Here is a 25,856-nt window from a genome sequence, read left to right on the forward strand (position 1 = left end):
GTCGTTGTAGGATGTGGCGCCAAGGGGAGCAACCCGGGTGTCTGCCGGATCGGGACGGGCGAGGGAAGCGGAGAACTCATGGTGCTGGGCATTGGAACACTCGCGAAGAAAGTCTTTGGCACGCCCAACGACCGATTGGTGAAATCGGTGCGTCCGATCGTGACCAAGATCAACGATCTGGCGCCGGAATACGAGGCGCTGGACGACGCGGGCATCAAGGCCAAGACCGTCGAGTTGCAGGAACGGGCGCGCGCCGGCGAGGATCTGGACAAGCTGCTGCCCGAAGCCTTCGCCAACTGCCGCGAGGCCGCGCATCGCGCCCTTGGCCTGCGCGCCTTCGACGTGCAGCTTGTGGGCGGGATCTTCCTGCATCGTGGCAATATCGCCGAGATGAAGACCGGCGAGGGCAAGACCCTTGTCGCCACCTTCCCGGCCTATCTGAACGCGCTCAGCGGTAAGGGCGTGCATATCGTCACCGTGAACGACTATCTGGCCCGACGCGACGCCGAATGGATGGGCAAGGTCTATGAGGCGCTTGGCATGACTTGCGGTGTCGTTTACCCGCAGCAGCCCGAGGCCGAAAAGCAGGCCGCCTATGCCGCCGATGTGACCTATGCCACCAACAACGAGCTGGGCTTCGACTACCTGCGCGACAACATGAAGGCCGAGCTGGCACAGATGAGCCAGCGCGAGCACAACTTCGCCATTGTCGACGAGGTAGACAGCATCCTGATCGACGAGGCGCGGACGCCGCTGATCATCTCGGGTCCGGCGCAGGACCGGTCGGATCTGTACAAGGCCGTGGACGCGCTGATCCCCGAGCTTACGGACGCGCATTACACGCTGGACGAAAAGACCAAGAACGTCACCTTCTCGGAAGAGGGCAACGATTTCCTCGAACAGCGCATGGCCTCGCTGGGGCTGCTGCCGCCCGACCAGACGCTGTACGATCCGGAATCCACAACGCTGGTGCACCATGTGAACCAGGCGCTGAAGGCGCACACGCTGTTCCACAAGGACAAGGATTATATCGTCCGCGACAGTCAGATCGTTCTGATCGACGAATTCACTGGCCGGATGATGGCCGGGCGGCGTCTGTCGGACGGTCTGCATCAGGCCATCGAGGCCAAGGAAGGCTGCGCGATTCAGCCCGAGAACGTGACGCTGGCCTCGGTCACCTTCCAGAACTATTTCCGGCTGTACGACAAGCTGGCCGGCATGACCGGCACCGCGGCCACCGAAGCCGACGAATTCATGGAAATCTACAAGCTGGGCGTGGTCGAAATTCCCACCAACCGTCCGATCAGCCGGATCGACGAAGACGATCAGGTCTATCGCACGGGGCGCGAAAAGTACGAGGCGATCGTCAAGGCGATCCGCGAGGCCAACGAAAAGGGCCAGCCGGTTCTGGTCGGCACCACCTCGATCGAGAAATCCGAAGAGCTGTCGTCGCTGCTGACCAAGGCCAAGATCCCGCACAACGTGCTGAACGCACGCCAACACGAGAAAGAGGCCCAGATCGTGGGCGATGCCGGCAAGCTGGGCGCGGTCACCATCGCCACCAACATGGCCGGTCGCGGCACCGACATCAAATTGGGCGGCAACGTCGAAATGAAGGTGCTGGAGGCCATCGCCGCCGACCCCGACACCCATCCCGACGAGATCCGCGCCCGCATCGAAGCGGCCCATGCCGCCGATGAAGAGGACGTCAAGAACGCCGGGGGCCTGTACGTTCTGGCCACCGAACGCCACGAAAGCCGCCGGATCGACAACCAACTGCGCGGCCGGTCGGGCCGTCAGGGCGATCCAGGGCGCTCGTCCTTCTATCTCAGCCTTGAAGACGACCTGATGCGGATCTTCGGCTCGGAGCGTCTGGACAAGATGCTCAGCCGTCTGGGCATGGAGGAAGGCGAGGCGATCGTGCACCCGTGGGTGAACAAGTCTCTGGAACGGGCGCAGGCGAAGGTCGAGGGCCGCAACTTTGACATCCGCAAGCAGCTTCTGAAGTTCGACGACGTGATGAACGATCAGCGGAAGGCCATTTTCGGCCAGCGCCGCGAGATCATGGAAGCCGTCGACGTCAACGACATCACGCAGGACATGCGCCACCAGTTGGTGGATGATCTGGTCGAGACCTACATCCCGCCCAAGACCTATGCTGACCAGTGGGACGGACAGGGACTCTATGCCGAGGTTCTGGACAAGCTAGGGCAGGATCTTCCGGTCATCGCCTGGACCGAGGAAGAGGGCGTCGACGCCGATGAGATCCGCGAACGGCTGTACAAGGCCGGGGACGAATTCATGGCCAAGAAGGCGGTGGATTTCGGCCCCGAGAACATGCGCAACATCGAAAAGCAGCTGCTGCTGCAGACCATCGACGGCAAGTGGCGCGACCACCTGCTGAAGCTGGAGCATCTGCGGTCGGTTGTCGGTTTCCGGGGCTATGCACAGCGTGACCCGCTGAACGAGTACAAGAACGAAAGCTTCCAGTTGTTCGAAGGGCTGTTGAACGGGTTGCGCGAGGAAGTCACCCAGAAGCTGGCCCAGATCCGTCCTCTGACCGAAGAAGAACGTCAGGCGATGATGGCGCAACTGGCGCAGCAGCAGGCCGCCGCACAGGGCCGCGTTGCCCCGGCACCGACGCCCGATACGGACGAAGCCGAGCCTGCCGGCGAAGCGGCGGCAGGGTTTAACGAAAACGATCCGTCAACCTGGGGCAATCCGGGCCGCAACGAACCGTGTCCCTGCGGCTCGGGCAAGAAGTTCAAGCATTGCCACGGGCGTCTTGCCTGATCGGCGGAAAACCCATTCACGTCAGGCCCTTCGGGGCCTGACGCTGTTTCTGGCCCTGCTGGCCGGACCCGTGGCGGCACAGGCGGAGGACTGCGCCGGGACGCTGGATCTTTCAGAAGGAGCGCCGGGCCAAATTGCGCTTGCGCTTCGTCTGCCCTGCGATCCCTATGCCGCCGTGGCCCTGTCCTATGGGCCGATCCGTTTCGTGGAAGAAACCGGCATCGACGGCCAGCTTGACCTGACCCTGCCGCATCTTGCGGGGATCTCGCGGCTGTCCCTCACAAGTGCCGACCGTGTGTTTTCCGCCGACGTGCCCGTAAGCGACTCCGCCGTGGCGTTCATTGCATTGGATTGGGCGCAACCCGTCGACGCCGTGCGCCTGTCCTCCGGCGATGCGGCGGCGCAGCCGATGGGCTTTCCCGGCGGTCTGCCTCGGGCGCGGGTGCTGCCCGTGACGGGCCAACCGGTGCACCTTGACCTGCCGGTGACCGAAACCACTTGCGGCAAGGAACTGTCCCTGCGCCTGCATCGCGCAAACAGCCCCGCAGTGGCGCTGACAGTCAACTTGCCGTCGTGCGACCGCAACGGCGAGACCCTGCGCCTGACGCTGGATCCTGCAGGCTAAAGCGCGTTGCGGAAGGCGTTGAACACCTGCACATAGGTGGCGCGCTTGAACGGTACGATGTTGTCGATGATGTCGCCCGGCTGCATCCACTGCCAATCGCTGAACTCGGGATGCTCGGTGTCGATGCAGATGTCGGAATCGGCGCCCTGAAACCGCATCAGGAACCACAGCTGCTTCTGCCCGCGAAACCGGCCTTTCCAGATCTTGCCCACAAGCTCTTGTGGCAGATCATAGGAAATCCAGTCGTCGGTCTGGGCCTCGATGGTGACCGACTTGGGCGAGATCCCGGTTTCTTCCTGCAACTCGCGCAGGGCCGCCTCGCGCGGATCCTCGTCCTCGTCGATCCCGCCCTGCGGCAATTGCCAGGCGTTGGCGGTGTCGATGCGTTGCGCCGCGAACACATGGCCGGCGCGATTGGCCAGTACGATGCCCACGCAGGGGCGATAGGGCAGGGCGGAGATTTCGTCGGGCGTCATGGCAGCCTCCGATGCAACTGGGATGCCGTGGGTGTCGCGCACCCTCGGCAACTGTGCAAGAGCCCAGTTGCGCGCAGGCCCCGGTCAGCCCTGCGGCGGGCGCAGGGTGTCTCCAAAGGTGATGTCGGGGATCAGGGTGACACGCTCGCCCTCCGGTCCGTCCCCGTCCAGCGCATGGGCCGCGATGATCTGCGCCGCCTTGCGCCCGATATCCAGACGGCAGGCGTCCATTGTGGCCAGTTGCATCGGCAGCCCCTTCAGCAGGTTGACCCCGTTGAACCCGGCCAGCCCCAGCTTGCCGGGAATGTCATAGCCCTTTTCCATGCAGTAAAACAACCCGCCCGCGCCGATCATGTCGTTGGAATAATACAGGAAATCGATGTCCGGGGTGCGATTGAGAATGGCCTCGGTCATTTCGCGCCCCTTCACCAGCGCCGAACCGCCCGCGTAGAATTCCTGATCCGCGATTTCCAGCCCGGCCTTGGCCAGCGCGAGGGTAAAACCCTCGAACCGTTTCCGCGCCCGGTGATCCAGCGGCATCTTGGTGCCCAGAAAGCCGACACGCTTATATCCCGCGGCCACGATCGCCTCGCCCATGGTGCGCCCTGCCGCCCGGTGCGAGATGCCGACCATGGCATCGACCGGCTCGCCATCCGTATCCATGATCTCGACCACCGGAATACCGGCGGCGGCCAGCATCGCGCGGGCCGCGTCGGTATGCTCCAGCCCGGCCAGGATCACACCCGAGGGTCGCCATGACAGCATTTCATACAGGACCGCCTCTTCGCGTTCCGGCTTGTAGTGGGTCAGTCCCACCACCGGTTGCAGCGGCGTGTCGTCCAGGATCTCCGAAATGCCCATCATGACTTCGGGAAAGACCATGTTCGACATGGACGGAATGATGACCGCCACCAGGTTCACCCGCTGAGAGGCCAGCGCGCCGGCGATCTTGTTGGGCACGTAGCCCAGCGTCTTGGCCGCATCGAGCACCTTCTGGCGGGTCTTGTCCGACACGTCACCGCGGTTGCGCAATACCCGGCTGACAGTCATTTCGCTGACCCCGGAAGCCTCTGAAACATCCCTCAGCGTCAATGGTCGCCGTGTCTGTGCCGTCATGCCCGTGCCTTTCGCTTGCGTTGCCCGAGTCTAGCGCTAACTTCGACCGCGCCGCAATCGGCTAAGATTGTTGCGCGCGCGTTTTTCGCAAGTCTGCGGGTTGCGAAGACGCCGGCTTCCGGCGAAAAGACGCCCGTGGCCCCGTGGCTCAACTGGATAGAGCAGCCCCCTCCTAAGGGGCAGGTTGCAGGTTCGAATCCTGCCGGGGTCACCAAAAACACCTGAAAAATGTGGCTTATTTACAGGACGTTGTGCGCAAGCTTGCGAAAAGTCCCGTCAGCTTTCGCGGCGAAATCGGCTGAAACGGCCGATTTCTCGTACAAAACCTGTACAAAGTTCGCACGTTTGTGCGTATTTCGGAGGCCAATCATGAGCCGCCATAGCTTTGATCCCGAAATCGCCGGGCGAGTGGGCCTGAACGCAGCGGTGATTTTCCAAAACATCGTGTTCTGGATCGAGAAGAACCAAGCCAATCGCCGCAACCTTCGAGACGGGCGGTATTGGACTTACAATTCGATCTCGGCCTTTGGTGAGTTGTTCCCCTATCTGAGCGACAAGCAGATCCGAACAGCGCTCGAAAAGCTGGTCAGCGCAGAGCTGATCATCAAGGGCAACTTCAGCGACGATCGTTACGATCGGACCTGCTGGTATGCCTTGGGCAACTCCATTTGCCCAAATGGGCAAATCGATCCGACCGAAAGGGAAAATGACGCATTTGCCCCTGAGGGCAAGCCATCTGCCCCTGAGGGCAAATCCTATAAGAACAGATATAAACCATATCAAAAACCAAATCCTTCGCACGCGAAGGCGGCGGTGGAGGATGAGATTTCAGAAAAGATTTTGTCCGCCTATCCCGAGGATCGCATTCGCGGCAAAGCGGTTTGCCTCTCACAAATCCGCCAGGCGCTGGCCGACGGAGTCGGCGCCAAAGACCTCGAGGACGCCGTGCGGGCCTATGCGACCGAGAGCGAAGGATTCACCCGTTCCAAGGTGTGCTTCTCCGACAACTGGTTCACGTCTGGACGTTGGCTAAAATACCTTCACGACGTTGAGGAGGCGCGAGAAGCTGGCAAGGCCAAAGAGGCCGAATTGCTGAAAGGTTTGGCTGACTGGGTCAAGGACCGCCATCCGCTGTGCCGCCACATCACGCCCGGCCAAGTGACTGCGTTGCTGGCCGCAAAGCTTGTCAGCCCTGCTGAAATCGAAGCGGCGGGGCTGAGAGCATGAGTGTGACAAATCCCAACAAAGAACAGACAGCAAGGTTACCCACCGATTACATCGGCGGGACTTGTGAGGGGCGGCAAGCCTCCCCTTCAAACCCCAACCAGACGCGCGCAAGCGGCGTCAAAGTGAGCCTTTCCGAAAGCGTGATCTTTCGATGCACACCGTCGGAAAAGGCAGCGCTTGTGGCCAAATCGCGCGCCGCTGGCCTGCCCAATGCCACGCTGATGCGCGAGGCCTTGGGGCTAACCGAGGCACGTCGACGCAAGCCCGTCCCCCGAGTTGACCCGAAGGTGACCTTTGCGATTGCCCGTGTAGGCGGCAACCTCAATCAGCTGTCACGCTGGATCAACGGCGCGGTCAAATCCGGCCGCGCAAGCCAGATCGATGCGCTCAAGGTGGCGATGCAACTGGTAGTCATCGAACGGCAACTGGCGCAGATCGTGGCGACACGCACAGGCGGTGGCGAATGATCATCTCGTTCTTCTCCACCGGCACTGGTGGCGGTGCCGCTCCCGTGGATTACCTGACAGCGCGCGAAGTTCTGGCCTATGACGAGAACCGCAACCTAATCCGCGATGACAACGGCCAGCCGCAAACCAAGATCCGCGACCCGTTGCCCGAGGTGCTGCAGGGCAATCCCGATCAGACCCGCGACCTGATCGACGCGAGTCTCAACAAGTGGAGCTACACGGCAGGCGTGATCAGCTTTGCCGGGAGCGATGATCCCAGTCCCGACGCCCAGCAAGAGGCCATTGAGCTATTTGAGGCTCTAGCCTTTGCTGGGCTGGACAGGGATCAATACGACTGCCTCTGGGTGCGCCACTCGCATGAGGGCAACGTCGAGCTGCACTTCTGCACTCCGCGCCTTGAGCTCAGCACCGGGAAGGCACTGAACATCGCGCCGCCAGGCCATGAAAACGCCTTTTCCAGCCTGCGTGATTTGATGAACAAGACGCACGGTTGGGCAGACCCTTTGGAGCCAGATCGCGCTCGCGAAGTGAGGGCGACGATTGAAGCGCCGACGCGCGCGCAAGGTCGCGAAGCGCTGCACGATTGGATCCTCGATCAGATCAGCGTCGGCACAATCACCGACCGTGCCAGCATGATCGATGCACTCACTGACGTGGGCTTCGAGATCCCCCGTGCCAGCAAAGATTACATCACCGCCAAAGACCCCGACACCGGTGAGCGCTGGCGTTTGAAAGGAGAGATTTTCCATGACGACTGGCAAGCCGAACCGCCTCGCCGAGAGATTGAACGCGGACCTAGAGACGATCCGGACCGACCACGCCGCCTTGATGACATCTCAGCTAGAGAGCTTCAGGAGCGATTTCGGCAGCATTGCGACCAGCGCGCTGCATACAATCGAGACCGATATCAGGTTCTTTCTCAGCGACAGCAAGAGCGAGTTGGAGAGGCGGAGCGAGACGATCAGGCGTTGGCTGACGATCTCGCCCTGGGTGATCGTGGGGATGGTCTCAGCCTAGATCGCGACAGTGCTGATGGCGAGTTGGTTTTGGACGGGTTTGATGGCGCATTCGGAGATGACGGAACTTGGCCTGACACGGATCGAACAGTCCGGGCAGACATGGGTGACGCTGGACCCGAACCGGACCGAATTGAAGACCTGCACGATGGCGCAAACGCCAATCATCTGCATCGAAATCAAGGAGCATTAAATGACGCAGCCCCTGACAGCTTTGGAGCGCGAATTTCTCGAATCCGTCGAACGGTTGGTGACGGCCTGCGAGAGCTCAGCCAAGGAATTGCACGCCTTGGAGAAGCGCTCGACCAGCAGGATCGAAAGCAAGGTGAATGGCTTGGCGCATTGCGTGGCGCTATTGATGAAATCACATCTCACGTCCGTCACCACATTGGCCGAATTGCTGCGCGAGGAGCAGAATTACGAGACGCTTCAGTCGGGACTAGAGACCAGCTGGAAGTTAGCGAAAGACGCCGAGAAGCGGCTGAAAGACAACTAGACGCCCGTGATAGCCACCGCAGCGCCGGACATTCACTTTGACGAATTTCCAAGCCGCAGAAAGGCACTACATGCAAATTGACCACACCCAATACACCCTCGGTTTCCGGCAAGCCCTAGAACACGGCATCGACTATCGCGACTATGAAAAAGCCGACCGCTTGCCCGAAGGCGTCCCGCTAATGGCCATCGCTGGCGTCTGGGGCAATTACAGCGACATTCGCTGCCTGTTCATCGACCAAACAGGCAAAACCTACCGCCGCCATATCACCGGCCGTGTAGGTCAGTACGTCATTCGCGAGTTGGAATTGAATGCGCAAGTAATGGAAGTGGGTCAGGTGGTTGTAGTGAAAAATGACTAGCTGTCGGCACGCTGATCTTAGCTGCGCGAACACAAGATTACACGTCTTTTGATAACGCCGACATTGATCAGATGATCCAACAGTGGCGGTCAGACTTGCTGAGCCTTGAGCAGTGCGACAGCTTTTCCAAGCCTCGCCCAAAAATCAGGTCGTAAATCCAGCAAATCTTCAATACATGCACCGAGGTGGAAGCTTTGTTCTTTGGTCAAACGGCAATGCGATAGAAATTCGATCATCTCAATTAGCTTGGAATCTCGTCGCGAGATTTCATAAACGGCAGACAGCGTCGTTAGCAGTGAGAAAAGAGCCCCACTTTCCAAATCCTCTGGCTTTCGATGCAGTACTCTCTGAGTCAAATGCCAAACTTCCTCGGCAAGCTGTTCATTTTTGCAGACTGCAGCGACGCGTGCTAGGCCATCGATAAAGGCACCAATTGAAAAACTCTCATCATTGTTGGCGGCGAGGTCGATACGCCTGAGTGCTGCCACAGATAGGGAGACTAGTTCTGCTGGAAGTTTAAAAACTGCACCTCCGTTAACGAGGGCATTGAAGCCTCCCAAGCCTGGAGGGTCTTTTCGAAGCTCCAATTCGATAAGGTTCTTCCAATCCTCGGGCAAACTCCCCGCTTGTTCTGTCCCGCCCTCGAGAGGGCCAGGAAGGAAGGAGTAGGGAAACTTCAACCTATCCGAAAGCCTCTTATCGGATTCCTCCAAGACGAATTTTTCTAGAGGGGTACCTTTCAGAGAGGATTTTTTGGTTGTGATGGCATTGTTTATCCGACAGATGAATTCTGCTTTCAGCTGGTGTGGCGTAGCAAACTCTGGCATCCATCTAGCTTCAGAATGAGCATCGAGATGGCCGACTACAAATGCGCGGCGTGCAGCTCGCTGCGCCAGTTCGAAAGCAGCCGTGTTTGCATCAACCCGCTCAGATATCAGGATTTCCTCCAGAAACGATGCGTGAGAGAATTCGACTAAGCGCCTGGCAAAAACGGGTGATCCGTTGAAGTTTGACGACAGGCTTATCCGGCCGCTCACAAAGAAGAACAGGTTGCTCAGCAATGCAAAACGACCTTCTTCCGGCTCGTCCACAACGAAGTCAATTATACCCGCAACTCGTTTCTGTAATGAAGCGTCGAGATCATCTCGGGCCAACATGGCTTCAACGAACCCAAGCTTCGAAAACATTGACCCCGATCGTTCCACATGCTCGGCCAGCTTCGCGCAATCATCATTGGAAAGACTCGCGTTTCCGATGGCTGTGGCAACAGAACTGTGAATGCAAAGCCTCAAGGCTTCTGGGCAGAACTTCACCCCATAAGCCTTTGTACCTGCGACAATCCGCGTCTTAACTTCCTGCTCTATGAATTGAGTGAGCGCAGGGGCATCAGTCGTGGTGGGGTATGCCGTTCGCCAGAACAAGGGGTCGCTCGATACCAGCGTTTCAAGGTTGCTACTTCCGCTATTGATCTCTCGGCGGATCTGCGAATCAACGGCTACAAACGACCGTTCAATATCCTGTTCAAGCAAAACGAGTTCCTGACAGCTCAACTTGCTCGTTTTGATTTTTGCAGACCAGTGCACGACAAGACTACACGGAAGCCGAACCTCGGAAGCGAGGCTTTCAAAGCTTCTTAATCGTTTAGCTGGATCGGCTTGTAGTGACCAATATCCGCCAATAGTGATCTCGGATTTCCCATTTCTTAAAAGGAACGTTGCTTGCTCCTGGTCGAATCCATCCGCAACCCAAACATCGTCAGTTTCCGCCTCTTTGAGCTCAACGTGTTTTGTCCCTCCGAACACAGATTGGGCACAATTATACAGGTCCTCGACCTCGAATTTGTTGCCATTGGGAAGAAAAGTCACCGTTGTTGAGACCGGCAGCTCAAATTGTCTCATGAAACTGTGTTCTGCGATGATTGCTTCGCGGATAGACGCAGGAAAAAGCTCCAATGTAACGACGGCTGCAAGGGTTAACTCTCGATCAGTCATGCATCAACCGTTCTCTTTTGCGCCGCGAGCATGTTTTCCATTAAGTCTTTCGAGTAGCTGACGATCTTTTGAAAAACTTCTGGATGCCGGTTTTTCAGGGGCTGAACGATGTCCTCATCCAGCCAAGTTAGATAGGCTTCTCGTTCTTCTTTGGATGCATCTTCAGGCGTCGCCAATAGGCCCACTATGTTTGCGATCAACAGACCTTCGACGCCGCTGTCTTGAACAGTCGGACCATTGTCACCCGTCCAAAGCCTTAGATCAACCAGATCAAACAGCCAGCTAGAGATAGCCCTGCTGCATTGGAGGTCCTTAGCACCTTTCCATTGCTCTCTAATGACATCGTTGACGATACGGTTTGACTGCAGGAGCCAATGCACGTCGTCTGGAACTGTGAGACACTCAGAAAATCTAGCAAATAGGTAATACGCTTGAACTTGGAGTAGGTTTCGGCCGACACGCAACTGCCCTTCCTTCATAGACGCCTCGCCGACGTAAGCCCGTAGTTCTTCCAATTCTATTGGAACGAAGAGATGCCCACGCTGCCTCAAGTCATTCAAAGCGCGAAAGTAATCATCGTCGGCAATTTTTTTGCTAGTCTGAAGGGTCTTGAGGATGTCTAAGGTCGAGTAAACCGTGCTCCGACCGTCGTGTCTGTCCGCCGTTGCATGTCTATTCAGGAATCTGTCGTCAACCACGATGGCATCAGGTGAAGTCATAGAACCAAAAACTGACATTGTAGGGTGGGACCACAACCGTCGATCATCGTCGGGACTATCTTCGCCCCTGTCGTTCGCGAGGACGGCAACTCGACCCGAAGATACTTCGCGAGACAGCGTCTGACGAAGTTCAACCAGAGAAGCCTCAACCTTTGATAAATGCTGCTCGTATTTTCGAAGCCCCATTGCTTCAGCTTGGGTTGTTTCGTCAATCATCGCGTTCACACCACAACCACAGAAAAGATCGAGCAGGTTGAGATGCTGCAGATGCGAGATCGTCAAGTCGTCTAGATAGCAGTTACAATCGCTATTAAGAACACCTTCTTCGGGCCAGGAGGCTTCTTGAAGCGCTAAATACTCAAGAGCGGTATCGCGTATACTGCTTGAAATCCGACCTTCCTGGTGAAGAAACTCGACGACAGAAGACGTTGACACGAATAGATGATCCCAACCTGATAAGTTGGCGGTTTCATCGCCCAAGCTGCCTACCTTAGAAATTGGAAACCCTCGAACGACGAACGCCAGACCACCTTTTGAGCGATCACTGTCAGCATTTCCCACCAAAGCTGCTAGTTCGTCACCAATCTCTTGTTCGAGTTTAGTCACGCGAAAAGGGTGTACGGAGCAAACCTTGACCTTGCCATCTAGGATAAGTTGGCGCAGGGCCTCGGCGCGTTCGATCCTACTAGGTTGGTGATATCTAACTTCTGAAATCTCCTCCAATAGCCAGCCCATAGTTGAATGAGGAAGTTTCACTTGTTCAAAATGCTCAAAAACCGCATCAAGCATATCTAGGCTCTGCAGCGTCATGAGCGATGTCGCGTCAAGGCCGACGTCAGTCTCGTCAATAGAGAAGGGTTGTCTCTTTCCGCTAAAACTGGGAATAGCCATGACATTAGCCCGCCTATCCTCACATTTATTTGCTTCCGATCGACTGATAGTGAAGTCGACTAGGTGTCGATTGAGCGCTTCTGCAGCCATAAATATTGGGCATTGAGAGGCGCGAAGCATGTCTACAGTGCGAGTGGCGTGCTCATTCCAGCCCAGCTGTTTGTCTACGATTTCTCGTAAGTCAGCTCGATACATCGGACCATCGTCGTCGGACAACGAAATCGCCTTGTGAAGCCATGTCGCGACTTCACCACTTTCCTCCCAACCGCCTTTGGATGCCAAAAAGTAGGCACCTGCAAACGCAAAGCCATCCGTCTCGGATTTTGCAACAGCGGCTCTGACAAGCTCCTTCTCACGACTGTGTCCTGTGATTTGTGCCAGTTGAGCGGCTTGCAGTAGCTCTTGGGCAGACAGCTGGACGCGATTGTCCCAACTGTCTTCGATCTGTTGTGGAAGCTTTTCCCAGTCTCCCTTCGCAACATATGCGTTGGTCAACATTCTAGACAGCTCAGGGTCATGCTCCTTCGACAACATTCCTTCGGCAATTTCGATGCTTCTGACCACCTCGCCTATCTCGTAAAGGGACCAAGAGAAGACCTTCCTAAGCTCCCGATCTTCCAAGAGATGGGGATGTGCGTCTAATACTCCAACTGCATCCGAAAACCGCTTTGTTTCAGTCAAAACCCGTATGTATCGTTTCGCATCGACAAAGCTCTCTGTCCTTTTGAATAGTTCGGCACTATATCTGTGGCACGTTTGCCAAGCTTGGCTATCAAATAACTCGTCTACCAGATGGGCGAGTGTCTGCAGGTTATTATCTACTTCGTACTGAGCCCTGAGCAACGCTGACGGGTCGGCACCTTCCGCAACTCTTATCATTCGATCGAGGTCGTCGACCTTTCCATCACTAAGCAATTCGCGCTTGTTGGTAAGTAGGTGTCTTGCCTCGACACCCATTTCAGTTCGAGCCAAAAGCTCGATTTCGATACCCAGCAAGTTCTCTTCGGAAATAGCTCTTTCAATTGTTACACGTCGCTTTCTGAACTCTGAAAGAGCCGATTTCGGGGAACTAGCCGTCAATGCGATTGCAAGAGCGGTGCACCCGGTGTCGATATTGCCGCCACCACTTCGAGCAATCTCCTGATCGAGCTCTTTCATTAATTGATCACGATCAATTTCTACGCCGAATTGGAGGGCCAAATTTGCACGGCGCATCCTAAGTGCTCTGTCCTTTAATTGCTCCCTAAGCTCTTTCTTTGCGTCTTCTCGGCTGTTTGTCGCGGACAACTTGAGCCAAAGCTCAAAGTCCTCTTGGATCAACGCAGAGCCGTCCAGGCCAATGGCATGTAGTTCTTTTGCAGCAATCTGGAACAACTTGATGGCTTGATCACGATAGCCGTCAGCACGAACAGCAGACGACAGACGGAATTCTCTGGCAAAGAATGGCGGTGTGTGATCGAGGGATGCCCTCATCTCTTCCGGCAGTGCGAGCTGTAAGCTTGCTCGCGCAGAAACGGAGGCGAGGGCCGGGGGCAGAGATTCATTCGCCGAGCCTAGTGCCTCCAGACAGGATTCTAGAAGGCTCCAGTTTCCTGTTTCTGAAGCAGCAAGTATTAGCCGTGTTCTCCCCCCATTGTCGTAGTCCTTCCAGCCATATCCAGCTTCAGCGCTCCAACGTAGCGCGTCGCTCGGCCCGGCATGGTTGAGTTGGATAATGAATGCCGCTGATCGGGTTTCTGAGGTGTCGATACGATTAAGGGAAGCAAGCGCATCGCTCACCTTACCTTCTGCAGAGGTCAGAAACGCGTCAGCGATTGCGATTTCTTCACATGTTCCGAGAGTTTTGGCGGCGGCTAGAACTGATTGAGCAACTTCACGGTTGGAAACCGACAACAGTCGAGCGCACCAGGCGAGGCCAGCCATTCTCGTTGAGGGAGATGCATCCAAGAGATCTCCGTGTGTAAGCCGTTCAGAAAGCTGCAAAGCATTCTGCTCAGTATCGAACCCTCCGAAATAACGCGCGCTGACGATCTTGTTTAAGTTGTTTTGCAACTCTCTATCAAAAACTTCAGCTGCAACTGGTTTCCTAAAAATTTTTGGATAGTGCTTCTGAAGCAACTCAGGGTAGTTCGAAAGCCGCCTACGGATCTCATCCCATGAATAGACTTCGACACGAAAACCAATATCGCTGGATTTGGATTTGTTCAGTGCCGCGACATGGTCTTGGACAGTCACATCGTTCGAAGCAGTCGTTAGTAAGATAAATTCGTTTAGCTCAGGGCGAAATTTCTTTGCCTTCGCTATTTCACTATCAATTTCTTTTATGGTCAACTTCGATGGGGGCCAATTCTTCTTACCTTTGCATTGAGCACCACACTGCTTGCCCTTATTGTCCACGCCTTTGATATCTACGCCGTTTTGCCGTTGCCCTTGGCGACCGTATAGCTGGGTGTGGCGATCACCCCATATCTCACCCCAGAGATCGGCGCATATAATCTCAAACTCATCCCAATTGGACGGTGGGGGAAGATCGGTAGTTACTGGCGTCGGCATTTCGGCACCTTATCTAGATGAGTCGGGAGACGTAAGTACGCTATATAGCCCTTTGGGTGGTTCAAAGCTATTTCTCGGATGGGGTGCGAGCTTTGACCATTGGACTGCATTGGCGAGGACTCAGATTCCCCGGCACCCAGTGAGGAGATTTCGAGTAAAGGCCCGTAAGGCATGTGCCGCATCATGCATCATTTCTGGCTGATACTCATCAATTCGGCCCTCATTGAGTTGAACAAAATTTGCCTCGGAATCAAGAAATGGTGGACACACCGCTCGGAGCTTTTCGAGCATAGATTGCAGCGTGAGACGATAAAGAGGAAATTCAGAATGTGCTTCGATAATGTGCCCACTCATGGCCGACTCACGAAAAAAGTGTGCTGTGTTCTCATTTCCGCCTGAGAACCAGACTGGGTTCCTCATCTCCTCTGCTGCAGCTTCAACGATAGCAGTAGGAGTGCCAAGGTTCGACGATGCCACACAGCGCTCGATATACTCCATCTCGTCGCCATCGTATCTACCGCCATTGAAGACCATGGCCACAAAAGCGAACCCTCTATCTTGTCGCTTTTTGAACGCTTTGTTTCTCTTTCCAAAGCGTGAAAACGCGTCAGGGATCTTGATTTTCTTAAAATCAGAATGCCTTAGGTTTAACGCTATAAAGGCAAGTGCTGCTGCCAATCTCGTACTCAGGAAAAGTTCCTTCGTTCCTGCCTGAATCGATAGAATGTGGGCAGCTGTGTTATATTCGATAAGATCATGATCGTAGGCCAGTTCATTGAACTCCCCATTGGCAAGAGTCATCTCAACCATCCGAGGGCCTTCTTCCTGATGGGTGTTTATCGCGGTGAGGGCTGCGTCAATCTCCGATGCAATAGCCCTAACCTCGAGCAGAGCACCTACTGATACTGGCTGTCTCGCAAATGTCCGCCGCGAAGGATTTTCGCCGAACTTGGCCATAAAGATTGGCCTATCTTCGCGTGTTGCCCCATTTGGGTCTATTTCCGCACCCGTGACATAGTCTATCTACCATGGTCGGGCCGCCGTATGCGCAACCGATGGCGCGCTAGTGAAGCGGTAGTACAATGGGGACAGAACAGACCTATCAATATCGAACAATTTCAATATTTTCGGAAATTCTGTTTCAGTACCACGCTCCAATGCCCGATAGGCGCGACAAATATCGACAATATATTCCCTGCCCCACGTTGTCCCGAAGAAGTCAAACCAGTGAGTCATCTCATGGCAGAGTACCTGAATGTCCTTCCTAACAGGCATTAAGTCCTCTGCCTTCAAGGCGTCGCGGACGTCACCAGTACGAAAGCACCCGACCTCAACTAATGTCGAATGCGGAGCAAATGACCCCATAGCGATTTGGTTTGGGAAGAAGCTAGTTTGCTGCTTCTTTTGTTCCATCTGAGTTCTAGAGAGGCTACGCTCGGTTAGGTTAATTGAAGGCATTGGGTGCTCGCGTCTTTGTCTGCATCGGTTTAATTTTTTATCGCCTTTTCAGTCATGTGGAGTTTGTGATCAACCAATATCGGAGGTCAACGAATGGCGTCTCGCACTTCTCTCCTAGCAAAGCCGACGTTTCCCGCTAGGAGCTTCTATGTCCGCTTAGAACCCTCAGTGAATACAACCCAAATAGTTCTCCCCAAATCGGTCCATCGCCGCAGGAGCAACTCGTTCGTTGACGCTCTCATCAATGAATAACCCCCAAGGATAAACGTCGACGTTTGCTAGGTCGAAATCGTCTTTTGGGTTCGGCTTGTTTTGGCTGAGAAATGCGTAGCGGATCCCTGCCCACATCTCGAAGCCGAGCTCGACCTCGAGGCCATCATATACGCTGTCGCCAGGGACGTTAACGATTACCTTTTTGGTAATGTCACCGAGTGCTTCCAACAGCATAATGCTGCACGTATGGGCCATAATGTCCGCAAGTTGGATACCCATGACCGCCTTGGAATCCTGTTCAAAGTGGAAGATGCAGCCTGCGAGCTCCGGATCGCCTGCAACTAAAGCCTCGGCCGCACTTTTATGTTTGAAGAGGCCTTCATCAAAGAAAACTTCATGCTGCTGCCCCTCGAGCAGGGGATGCTTGAGTGCGCTACGCAAAAGCGTCAACGAAGCTGGGCCTAATTTCCTAGTGTCTTCTGCACTATCTACAACGCACAGAGCCATTTGACAGTTGCGTGCGATAAAGTGCTTCAAGCTGTCACGCAGGGCTTGAAGATCATTGTCATCTTTCATTGTCGCTGAAGACTTGAATTCGAACGTACTCGGGTCGAAGCCGTGCTTTCGAAAAAGGGCGCTAATTTCTTCTGTGGGATCCACATCGCAAATGGCGAATGCGGCAAGTGAGAATTCGGATCTATGATGCTTGCTGTCGTCTAAAAATAGATAGGCCATTACTGCTTAAAACAATTCTCTCTGTGCCAGGTTACAAACTCAGTCCTTGGCCGGTTAGCGAGGCGGCCCGGCACCAAGATCTTGCCGGACGAGTTGATCATCGATGTCACTGCTTCGATATCGTTACTTTGACGGGAAACCAGAATTGTCAGGTCGTCTGCCAACCCAACGAGGCCGCGATCAAACATCCAATGCGCAGTTCCGGACAGGGCGAGCCCGTTGCTAACGATGTCGGGGCCGTCATGCTCTACTGGTCTGATATGAGCGGCTTCCACCTCAGCGCGACCACCACCATTGATCAGGCGCAAGCCAGTGATGGCGCAGCGTTCGCCATAGGCGCGCAGGACATTCTTTCTGAAATTGCGGTCGCGAACCGCGCGATTGGTCAGCTGGTTGACGCGTTCCCGTGCAGGCATGTGTTGGAAAGGTGTTTGTGCGTCCTGAAACCCTGGCAACTGCATCATGTCACCCACGCGTGGCAGGATGTCCTCATCCCGTCCAAGGCCACGTTCGACAATTCGAGCAAAGTCTTCAGCGGAAAGGGTTCGGACCGCGGCTTGCGCGCGCCCGGAAATCTTGCCTTGATCGTTCAACAAGCCTTGTTCGACGATTGAGTTTTCGTCTCGAAATGAAACAGGGTCGCCGAAATCAAGATACGTTCCTGGCTCGATGACCGCCAAGAACATGTCCGGCTTCCTTGGATCCGGAATGATTTCCTGCACTTTGGCGACAGCAAAATACCCTTTGGTCTCTTTGACCTTGCTTGGCTCCAGGTAGACGATCCAATCCCCTTCGCACTGTTGGGCACGCGAGAGGTATTGCTTGGGAAACTGATACCGCTCCGAGGGAATGTCGTCGTAGATCGAGTCGCTGCGATGGATGAAAATACCGAAGGCCATCGGATCACCCGCGTTGAAGACGTTCCAGTTTTCGATCGGCCGCGCGTAAGGTCAGCACCGCACCTGTCAAAAATGGAAGTGCCAAGCCAGCTGTGGCGATGGCAATAATGGAGATCGCAGCCAAAACCGAGTATTCGGTGGGCTGTTGTGCCAACGATAGTTGGCCCAAGCCAATCAGGTAGAACACGCTGGTTCCCAGGAAGGTCAGGTAAAGCGGCTCAAAAGGTTCGATCACCTCACGGCGGGTGCGCTCCAATACTGAATGTCGCAACATGTTCCAGCGTTTACTTGCCTTGTTCACCAGATTACTCCCTTACCAACTCGATCCATGTGTGCACGTCATCATCCGTCACTTCACGACCTTCAACATGCGATTGATACCAACGGGCGACGATGGCCCCGCGCTTTTCGCTTTTGATTTTTATGCCCTCTTCGGAGAGGTGCTTATCCAGCGAGCTTTCGATGTGTTTGAGTGCTTCGAAATCATGCCCCGCCCTGATGGATTTGGTGCCCAGTAGTAGCCAGGGCACGTCCACCTCGAACCGTTCACCCATCGCGACCAAGGCTTCTACAGGCATTCCGCGCTGGCCCTTTTCGTAGCTGTGATACGCGCGCGGTGAGACACCGATAGCTTCCGCCATGGCCGCTTGTGAGAAGCCGATTTCATTGCGAGCAATGGTGAGACGAGCACCCATTGCAGCAAAAAGATCAGCAGGTTTCTGCGGCATCTGAATTTTCCAATTGACTACTTCGCCGAAATTCGCGAACATTGCAAAAAATGACGAACATTTACAGTTAATCACATCTGACCACGTCAGAAGGTGCAGAACAAGCGATTCCATGCGTGTCGCTGATTCAACTTAAGCGGACAAGGACGACTGAAATGGCAGAGACCAACTATTCAGACAGCTCTCAGATCCTGGGGCTTGGGAAAACGCCCGCGCAGTGGGTCGAAGTCATGGCCGGGATGGGGATCGATATTTCGGAACGCACCTTGCGCGAACGCGCCAATGAGACGGGTGCATTTTATCGCCTTGGGCGAACCATGCTGATCACGCCAGCGCAGATTGATACGATTTTTGAAGGAGGCCAGTCATGCCGCTCCAAATTTACAAGAGGGGCCGTGTCTACTGGGCCAAGGGGTGGATTGAATACAACGGCAGGCCAATCGCCGGCCCATACCGGCGAAGCACTAAGGCATCTACAGAAGTGGGCGCACGGGACTGGATAAACCATGAAACCCAACGGCAGATCCGTCGCTATGTCGTGGGCGACGAACCGAGCAAGACGTTCTCCGATGCAATTATGCTCTACAACGCGTCCCCAAAAGCAGCGAAGCAGTTGATCCCGATTGTCGAAGCAATCGGCGACCTGTCGCTGGGCGCAATTTCTGGTGCACTATTGAAGAGCCTTGGAGCAAAGCTGAAACCCAAGGCGTCGACCGATACCTGGTGGCGCGAGATCGTGACGCCAGCGAGTGCGGTGATCAACAATGCGCACGAGCTGGAGGGGACGCCGCTAATCCGCGTGAAGCCCTACGACAAGTTTGAGCGGATCGCTCAGGACAAGCGGCGTGGGAAGCTCAGCCGCGTCGAGCGCACGCCAGCTGACAAGGAATGGATTGAGGCCTTTTGCCGCGCCGCTGATCCATATAACGCCGCTCTGGTTCGCTTCATGTTCGAGACGGCGGCAAGGATTGATCAAGCCGTATCATTGGAGCCTGATGACCTCCGGCCGCATGAGAACAAAGTCCGCGTGAAAGCGCAGAAGGGCCATCCGGAAAGTTGGATCACTGTTTCGCCTCAGATGATGGACGAGCTTCTCGCGCTACCGCCGAAACGCCCGAAGAACCGGAAGACCGGCAAACTGATGAAGCCGCGCGTCTTTGGCTATGGCAGCTCGACCGGCTACAACACGCGCTGGAAGACGATCTGCAAGAGCGCTGGCATCCCGTACCTTTCTGCGCACCCCGCTGGTCGGCACGGGTTCTTCACTGAATTGGTGGTCCGCCAAGGCGTCGATCCGGTCACTGCGGCCAAGGCGGGGCGCTGGTCAGACCCCAACTTGCCTATGCGTATTTATGCCCACGCAGAGACAGATGAGGCCGATGTCAGGGCCCGTTTTCGTACAAACCATGTACAGGAAGACCCTGTACAAACACCCAAGCAGCAGAAATCAAAGAAGGAATAGCGCTATGAACGGTTCCCTCCTAAGGGGCAGGTTGCAGGTTCGAATCCTGCCGGGGTCACCATACGGTTTCTCTAACTTATTGACATAAAACGTCTATTTTCCCTAAGTCCTGGAGGGTTCCCTCATTTGTTCCTTCGCAACGAATTTGATGCCTGAACCATTGGCAATCTGATCGGCCAAGCGTCCTGCGAGCTTGACCAGCGCGTGACGCCCAACTTCGCATTCCTTCCGGTCTTCCAGATATTCGACCACTGAAAGCACATCGACCGAAAAGCTGGGCATCGGCGCTGGGCTGAGGCCGCTTCGTGAGCTTGGCTGAACCGGTGCCTGAGCGCCGGTGCCGTCCCGGTGTCGCGCAGGATGCATGCGGGCTATCTCAGGTGCCTACTGCGCGACCTCAATGCGCCCGTCAGCCAGGTTGGCCAGCACGTCGTAGAGGCGGTTGCACTTCTCCTGCGCCTCGCAGACGACCGCGAAAGCACCATTGTCGCACCGCCCCTTGTTGAGCATGAACACCACGGTTTCCCGGCCCAAAGCCGCCTCTCGATGGCCGACCGTTCAATGCCGGCTTTACGCCCCGTTTCCTGACATTCGGGAAGCTTTTCACCACTGCTAACGGCGGACATTGACGGGTGTTCGATCAAAAGATCATGATGGTTGGATATCCCGTATCGGACGTCGCGAGCACTTATGTCAGTAACCAGGAAGAACCACTATGTCCCGCAATGGCATCAAGAGAGGTTCTTCGCCCCAGGGAAAACCACGCATTTCCTCCTCGACTTGAACCCACCCACCTTCAAACGTCCGGACGGAACGGTGGCCAGCGGCCGCGACCTTTTCGATGCACCCACGTCACGGGCGTTTGTTACTCAGGATCTCTACTCGACATTCTTCGGAGTCGAGGTCAACGACGAGATCGAGAGAATGTTCTTCGGTGACATCGACAAGCGAGGTGCCGATGCGGTCCGGGCATTTTGCGGTGATGACCAAGGTGCTTGGCATCAACATTTCCAGGACCTCTTCGAATTCCTGGACATCCAGAAGTTGCGGACGCCCAAGGGTCTTACATGGCTACGCCAGCAGTATCCGGAGATCGGTCGGCTCGGTGAAGTGTTGCCGGGTGTTGCCCAGAACCAGTTGATGTTTGAGATGCAGGGTATCCGCATGCTCAATGTTACGACCTGGACTACCGGAGTTCGGGAGATCGTCTCGGCGGAGCGGGCCGGCGTCAAATTCATCCTAAGCGACCATCCTGTCACGGTCTACAATCATGCCATACCTCCGTCCGACGCTCGCAACCGGTATCCCGAAGATCCGTCAACCGCCCTAAAGGGCTCGCAAACGCTTTTCCCGTTGGGGCCGGATCATCTCCTGATCCTGACCAACCTCGAATACGCGAAGAATCCCGGGACGCGCCCCGAAGAGAAGCGGACGTTCGCGCGGAACTACCAGTCCACGATGGTGTCGACGATCAATTTCATCAGGAAGCGGTACCTCACTGACGATCAAGTCGCCGAGGTGAACTTCGTGATCAAGGCTCGTGCGGACCGCTATGTCGCCGGGTCCCGCCGGGAGGATATTTTCCCCGAAAAGGTGGTGTCCAAGTCCTGGGCTGACCTGCGTACTACTTTCTTGCCGCCTCCAGACGAGCTCCACCGGTTCGGCGGAGAGATGTATGCCCGCTTCGAGAACGGAGATGTCCGTTATCAGGACAAGTTCGGGCGAACGGAGAAGCCGCGGGAATGGCTTCTGAAGGAGGAGCCGAAGACCCTGCTCCAGCCACGCGACTACTGTCCGTGTGGATCCGGCAAGTCGTTCGGGAATTGCTGTCGGGACAAACCGGCGCACCTGCGCATGTCGTGGACGGAGAGGAGTATCCGTGAGCGCAACATGATGTTCATGGACGCCCTGACCCGGCTCTTCGAATTGGAGACCAAGGATTGGGACACGATCCGCCGCGAGATGACCGACGACAAGATCGCGCAGATGTATCGCTTGTACGATGCCCTGTGGCCGCTGGAGACTGACCTGCTGGCCCTCTTGCCCAAGCCGGACGGCAAGATGCGCTCGGTCTATACAGGATCGCTGCATCCCAAGCTGATCATGGAGTTCGCGCTCGGGGCAGCGCTATATTTCGGTGAGGTCATTATTCAGAACCCCTTCTTGATCTCTCGGACCCTGCAGAAGGACAAGCGACCCACTGAGCACCCTGGCCAGTACCGAGGCGAAGCTCTCAAGACCCTGATGACCTTCTTCCAACTCATGCCGCTCGTTGAAGCTGGGCTGATCACCTTGATGCCGGATCCATGCGATTTCGATTTGCACCTCCGTGACCAGGTGATGGCAATGGCTCAGGCCCGTTCCCGAACCATAAAGTTCGACCCCTCCGACGACCCGCGGCTCAAGGCCGTGATGCAAGAAGACATGCGCCGCATGATGCTGAACATGCCGAAGGACGCCCTTGCTGAGCACATGGTGGAGGTGGCTGGCGATGAGGAGCCAATCGGGAGGGATACCCTCGTCGATCTCATCGAACAGATGAAGGTCGAAGACGAGTTGGCCATCCTTCAGGACGACCCGCTCACGAAGGGAGGCCAGTTCGAACTCATGAAGATGGTCCCCAACTTCGAGATGGCGATGTACTTGGCCCAGGCCACCGGCGCCCAGATACTGACTGACAGTCCATTCCGCTGGAAAGAACTCGACGCTGCGCTCGCCAGGCGGCACCTCGGAACTAACCCTGCCCTAATCCAGTTGCAGAGCGAAATCTCATCGACTCCAGTCGAATTTCCGGTAGGCCACCAAGCGATATTCCACGTATTCGACGACCCGTCGTTCCGTAGGATGGAATCGCTATTCCGTGCTGCCTTCGCGTACACGGCTGCCTGTACCGCGGACAAGGTGAAACCGAACTTCGAGGCACACCTCGCCGCACGTTTCCGGCGGCAGCGGGACACGATAAAATCCTTGATCGCCCGCGCCAAAGTCCCCGCCGTCGCGGCGCGCCTTACAACAGTGTTCCGCTTCGGAGGCTTTCAGGACAACACCATCAATCGGCTACTGCTGATGTCGAGCTCTGAACACCACCTGCACTCCGTCCCTATGGCGACGTTGATTGAGCGTTGGTATGCTGCACCACGAACGAACAACCCGAAATCTTTGGAACTCTGAGCCCGGAGGGCTACGTAGACCTATCGGTTGTTCTGGGTTGCTCTGTACCGAAAGCGGCCTGTCTGCTCCGCTCAAATCGGCCATTCAGCCCTGCCGCGGCGAAGGCCCGCTTTCCGCCCGACCTGCATGTACTCCGTTGGCCTGATGGTCCTCAAGGTCACGTTTGCTTTGGGATGTGACCGGCGGTGCGCAACAGCTCGCATGAATGACAAATTAGGCCGCTTAGGGTTGTTTGAACGCGTATGCGGCCCAAACCTCAGTTTCAACAAGAAGCGCTTGTACGAACTGAAGCTCCGTTTGCTCAGGTCTTGGTTGCAAGTCGATATAAGTACATAAAAACAGACAGGTACCGGAGAAATCCAGAAGAATCTGGCAACTTTTACAAAAATCTAAAATCTGCGGAGAGTCTTATGAAGGGACACACCCGGTCCCCCCGAGGCCGCTTCCTCAAGATTGAGGGGTGGGGGGGGCGGCGGGGCATGGCAGGCCTGAGAAGCGCTGTGCTTGCCTGTGGCAGGCTTTGGCTGTGTCGGGCGTACCTCTCTCTCTCTTCTTCAGGAATTGGTTTGTCGGCCTGCTGGCGGGCTGTGGGGTGTGGCGGGGCGGTACTGTGGATGCGGCCACGCGTGCCTCAGTTGTGCGCTGTGTATCACACCTTGACGCATGTATCATGAGTGGATACATTGCGCCCCATGATACAGAGCACCAAGGGCAAGCTGATCCGGGACGTTCTGGCGAACAAGGCCAGCAAGGGCTTCCCCTCCGGTATCATGAAGGTTGCCCGCCGCAAGCTGACCATGCTCGACGCGGCCGGCAGTCTTGAGGATTTGCGCGTGCCGCCTGCCAACCGGCTTGAGGCGCTGCAAGGCGACCGTAAGGGGCAACATTCGATCCGGGTCAACGACCAGTGGCGCTTTTGCTTCGTCTGGACCGAACACGGCCCGGCTGAGGTCGAGTTCACGGACTACCACTGAAAGGAAATGCCATGGGACTGATGACCAACCCCTGCCACCCCGGCGAAATCCTTCGCCACGAGTTTCTTGAACCGCTGGGCATTTCGGCGATTGGCCTGGCGAAGGCTATCGGTGTGCCGCGTACCCGCATCGAGCGGCTGGTGAAGGAACAAACCGGCGTCACCCCAGATACGGCGCTTCGCCTGTCCAAGGCGCTTGGGACTACACCGGAGTTCTGGATCAACATGCAGGCGAATTTTGACATGGCCGCGGCCCGCAAGAGCGTCGATGTGTCGGGCATCAAACCGCTGGATGCTGCCTGAATCTCCGGCCAATCGCCCAGCGCTGCGCCGGGTGCTGCCCTGAAATCGACGGAGAGGCGGTTTTCGGGGGCGTTTGGCGAAACCGCGCTGGGCGGGGACACAGGGCGGCCGCGCTCAGTCAGGCTCAACCGCCCCAAAGGCGCGGATCGGCCGGAAGCCGCGTTCGTCCCAAGTCTCCCCGACTTCATCGAGAAGGCGCCGCAGTTCCGGGCTTGGCCTGTCACTCACCAGCAAATGGCAGGCGCAATGCCCCCGGCCAAAATCGCCGCTGACGGGGGTGAAGAGAAGCAAGGGGGAAGAAAGGGGGGAAGGGTGTTAATTTCTTATTGGGGTCAAATTCTGACCCCTTAGGGGAAGCGATACACGGGCGGGTCATTCGGGCCTTTGCCGCCGGGATGAACGCAGATGATAAGCCCTGCGGTAGCGAGTGCATCCCGAGCAGCTTTGAGCGTATTCGGTGCCCACCCAATTGAAGCTGCATAAGACTTGGTAAGGTAGAAGTCTCGGCCCCAATGATGGCGGCGTAGAAGACTGAGAAGCGCGAATGCTCGTGGGTATTGCGCGGCAAGGTCATCAACTTCGTCGGCGGCGAAGTTGACACGCCCCCCGATACCGAACCAGTTCTTGCCTTGGGTTTCGTATTCCCATGCCGACGCGACAACCCGCAACACTTCTTCGGCAGGCAGGGGTTCGTAGAATGTCGCGTTTGTTTGCATGGCCCTCCCCATTAGTTCCTTTAGGTTCTGACAGCCCCGTGCATGCTTCATGCACTCACGCCATAGGGTATCATTGCGCTTGGCTTCGCTCATGCATTGGCGTTGCAGCCTGTGCAACCAACCAGACCTACCGTTCGGCCGTAGATGATCCGGCTCGCTTCACCTCATCGAAGAGGGTCGGCCCTTGGGTCGGGCCGACGCCCTCGCGCAACCAATCCGGTGAACGTGATGTCTCCGGCGGCATTACCAAAGCAGGCGACGTCAACCTGAGGCGAGCGCTGTGCCAAGCGGCGACTGTCATGATGAACCGCGGTCGATCGACATGGTTGAGAACATGGGGAGCACAACTCGCGAAACGCCGCGGGCGCAAACGCGCGATGGTCGCCTTGGCTCGGCGTATCGCGGTCATTCTCCATCGGATCTGGGTCGATGGTACCGTATTCCAGCCGGATGCTGCGCCAACCACG

The 25,856-nt window shown here is 56.2% G+C and carries 23 protein-coding genes, 1 tRNA gene and 1 pseudogene; 12 read left to right on the forward strand and 13 right to left on the reverse strand.

What is annotated here, in order from left to right:
• Positions 1–81 precede the first annotated feature (81 nt).
• Together secA and AB0T83_RS14570 are read left to right on the forward strand one after the other, a co-directional pair.
• On the forward strand, positions 82–2,793 hold the full coding sequence (gene secA, locus AB0T83_RS14565) for a preprotein translocase subunit SecA (RefSeq protein ID WP_366193962.1): 2,712 nt from the start codon (positions 82–84) through the stop codon (positions 2,791–2,793).
• On the forward strand, positions 2,786–3,418 hold the full coding sequence (locus AB0T83_RS14570; protein WP_366193938.1) for a hypothetical protein: 633 nt from the start codon (positions 2,786–2,788) through the stop codon (positions 3,416–3,418). Before secA ends, AB0T83_RS14570 begins: the two co-directional genes overlap by 8 nt.
• Here AB0T83_RS14570 and AB0T83_RS14575 read toward each other — a convergent pair.
• Both AB0T83_RS14575 and AB0T83_RS14580 read right to left on the reverse strand, forming a co-directional pair.
• Positions 3,415–3,894, reverse strand: coding sequence for an RNA pyrophosphohydrolase (locus AB0T83_RS14575; RefSeq protein ID WP_366193939.1), 480 nt, complete (start codon positions 3,892–3,894; stop codon positions 3,415–3,417). The two genes, AB0T83_RS14570 and AB0T83_RS14575, sit on opposite strands and share 4 nt — an antisense overlap.
• An 84-nt stretch (positions 3,895–3,978) precedes the next feature.
• On the reverse strand, positions 3,979–5,010 hold the full coding sequence (locus AB0T83_RS14580) for a LacI family DNA-binding transcriptional regulator (protein WP_366193940.1): 1,032 nt from the start codon (positions 5,008–5,010) through the stop codon (positions 3,979–3,981).
• A gap of 137 nt (positions 5,011–5,147) precedes the next feature.
• On the opposite strand from AB0T83_RS14580, the gene AB0T83_RS14585 reads away from it, so the two are divergent.
• The 5 genes from AB0T83_RS14585 (at position 5,148) to AB0T83_RS14605 (ending at position 8,577) form a co-directional block, all read left to right on the forward strand.
• Positions 5,148–5,224, forward strand: a tRNA-Arg gene (locus AB0T83_RS14585).
• A 155-nt stretch (positions 5,225–5,379) separates the two neighbouring features.
• A complete protein-coding gene (locus tag AB0T83_RS14590) occupies positions 5,380–6,237 on the forward strand; it encodes a hypothetical protein (protein ID WP_366193941.1) in 858 nt (285 codons plus the stop codon).
• Positions 6,234–6,704 carry a plasmid mobilization protein gene (locus tag AB0T83_RS14595; RefSeq protein ID WP_366193942.1) on the forward strand — a complete coding sequence of 157 codons (471 nt, stop codon included), beginning with the start codon at positions 6,234–6,236 and terminating at the stop codon, positions 6,702–6,704. Before AB0T83_RS14590 ends, AB0T83_RS14595 begins: the two co-directional genes overlap by 4 nt.
• Positions 6,701–8,257, forward strand: coding sequence for a relaxase family protein (locus AB0T83_RS14600; protein WP_366193943.1), 1,557 nt, complete (start codon positions 6,701–6,703; stop codon positions 8,255–8,257). Before AB0T83_RS14595 ends, AB0T83_RS14600 begins: the two co-directional genes overlap by 4 nt.
• 29 nt (positions 8,258–8,286) lie before the next feature.
• Positions 8,287–8,577 carry a hypothetical protein gene (locus AB0T83_RS14605; RefSeq protein ID WP_366193944.1) on the forward strand — a complete coding sequence of 97 codons (291 nt, stop codon included), beginning with the start codon at positions 8,287–8,289 and terminating at the stop codon, positions 8,575–8,577.
• Positions 8,578–8,666: 89 nt separating this feature from the next.
• Here the strand turns inward: AB0T83_RS14605 and AB0T83_RS14610 are convergent, their stop codons facing one another.
• The 8 genes from AB0T83_RS14610 to AB0T83_RS14645 form a co-directional block, all read right to left on the reverse strand.
• Positions 8,667–10,568: a hypothetical protein gene (locus AB0T83_RS14610; protein ID WP_366193945.1), complete on the reverse strand. Its 1,902-nt coding sequence runs from the start codon at positions 10,566–10,568 to the stop codon at positions 8,667–8,669.
• The gene (locus tag AB0T83_RS14615; RefSeq protein WP_366193946.1) at positions 10,565–14,731 is read right to left on the reverse strand and encodes an HTH domain-containing protein; all 4,167 of its coding nucleotides are present in this window, start codon (positions 14,729–14,731) and stop codon (positions 10,565–10,567) included. Before AB0T83_RS14615 ends, AB0T83_RS14610 begins: the two co-directional genes overlap by 4 nt.
• Before the next feature lie 120 nt (positions 14,732–14,851).
• Positions 14,852–15,688, reverse strand: a complete 837-nt coding sequence (locus tag AB0T83_RS14620) for a hypothetical protein (RefSeq protein WP_366193948.1) — start codon at positions 15,686–15,688, stop codon at positions 14,852–14,854.
• Between the two features lie 66 nt (positions 15,689–15,754).
• Positions 15,755–16,144: a hypothetical protein gene (locus AB0T83_RS14625; protein ID WP_366193949.1), complete on the reverse strand. Its 390-nt coding sequence runs from the start codon at positions 16,142–16,144 to the stop codon at positions 15,755–15,757.
• A gap of 210 nt (positions 16,145–16,354) precedes the next feature.
• Positions 16,355–17,137, reverse strand: coding sequence for a DUF3800 domain-containing protein (locus AB0T83_RS14630; RefSeq protein WP_366193950.1), 783 nt, complete (start codon positions 17,135–17,137; stop codon positions 16,355–16,357).
• Positions 17,137–18,036, reverse strand: a complete 900-nt coding sequence (locus AB0T83_RS14635; protein WP_366193951.1) for an HNH endonuclease — start codon at positions 18,034–18,036, stop codon at positions 17,137–17,139. The genes AB0T83_RS14630 and AB0T83_RS14635 overlap by 1 nt, the downstream gene beginning before the upstream one ends.
• Positions 18,037–18,040: 4 nt before the next feature.
• Complete coding sequence (locus AB0T83_RS14640) at positions 18,041–18,337, reverse strand: hypothetical protein (RefSeq protein ID WP_366193952.1); 297 nt, start codon at positions 18,335–18,337, stop codon at positions 18,041–18,043.
• Between the two features lie 4 nt (positions 18,338–18,341).
• Positions 18,342–18,878, reverse strand: coding sequence for a helix-turn-helix domain-containing protein (locus tag AB0T83_RS14645; protein ID WP_366193953.1), 537 nt, complete (start codon positions 18,876–18,878; stop codon positions 18,342–18,344).
• 253 nt (positions 18,879–19,131) lie between these two features.
• On the opposite strand from AB0T83_RS14645, the gene AB0T83_RS14650 reads away from it, so the two are divergent.
• Entirely contained in the window at positions 19,132–20,226 is a 1,095-nt protein-coding gene (locus tag AB0T83_RS14650; RefSeq protein ID WP_366193954.1) for a tyrosine-type recombinase/integrase, read from the forward strand.
• 102 nt (positions 20,227–20,328) lie between these two features.
• Here AB0T83_RS14650 and AB0T83_RS14655 read toward each other — a convergent pair whose 3' ends face one another.
• Both AB0T83_RS14655 and AB0T83_RS14660 read right to left on the reverse strand, forming a co-directional pair.
• Positions 20,329–20,508, reverse strand: coding sequence for a hypothetical protein (locus tag AB0T83_RS14655; protein WP_366193955.1), 180 nt, complete (start codon positions 20,506–20,508; stop codon positions 20,329–20,331).
• A gap of 102 nt (positions 20,509–20,610) precedes the next feature.
• The gene (locus AB0T83_RS14660; protein WP_366193956.1) at positions 20,611–20,760 is read right to left on the reverse strand and encodes a hypothetical protein; all 150 of its coding nucleotides are present in this window, start codon (positions 20,758–20,760) and stop codon (positions 20,611–20,613) included.
• 156 nt (positions 20,761–20,916) lie between these two features.
• Here AB0T83_RS14660 and AB0T83_RS14665 point away from each other — a divergent pair, with 156 nt between their 5' ends.
• The 3 genes from AB0T83_RS14665 (at position 20,917) to AB0T83_RS14675 (ending at position 24,673) form a co-directional block, all read left to right on the forward strand.
• Positions 20,917–23,397 carry a DUF4238 domain-containing protein gene (locus AB0T83_RS14665; protein ID WP_366193957.1) on the forward strand — a complete coding sequence of 827 codons (2,481 nt, stop codon included), beginning with the start codon at positions 20,917–20,919 and terminating at the stop codon, positions 23,395–23,397.
• 692 nt (positions 23,398–24,089) lie between these two features.
• Positions 24,090–24,371, forward strand: coding sequence for a type II toxin-antitoxin system RelE/ParE family toxin (locus tag AB0T83_RS14670; protein WP_366193958.1), 282 nt, complete (start codon positions 24,090–24,092; stop codon positions 24,369–24,371).
• Positions 24,372–24,382: 11 nt separating this feature from the next.
• Complete coding sequence (locus tag AB0T83_RS14675; RefSeq protein WP_366193960.1) at positions 24,383–24,673, forward strand: HigA family addiction module antitoxin; 291 nt, start codon at positions 24,383–24,385, stop codon at positions 24,671–24,673.
• A 347-nt stretch (positions 24,674–25,020) separates the two neighbouring features.
• On the opposite strand, the gene AB0T83_RS14680 is transcribed toward AB0T83_RS14675, so the two are convergent.
• Positions 25,021–25,482 carry a hypothetical protein gene (locus AB0T83_RS14680; RefSeq protein ID WP_366193963.1) on the reverse strand — a complete coding sequence of 154 codons (462 nt, stop codon included), beginning with the start codon at positions 25,480–25,482 and terminating at the stop codon, positions 25,021–25,023.
• Between the two features lie 32 nt (positions 25,483–25,514).
• Between AB0T83_RS14680 and AB0T83_RS14685 the strand changes: the two are divergent.
• Positions 25,515–25,856: pseudogene (locus AB0T83_RS14685) on the forward strand (transposase); the annotation flags it as partial.

Origin of the sequence: Meridianimarinicoccus marinus (assembly GCF_040689105.1) — a bacterium.
Taxonomy (GTDB): domain Bacteria; phylum Pseudomonadota; class Alphaproteobacteria; order Rhodobacterales; family Rhodobacteraceae; genus Meridianimarinicoccus; species Meridianimarinicoccus marinus.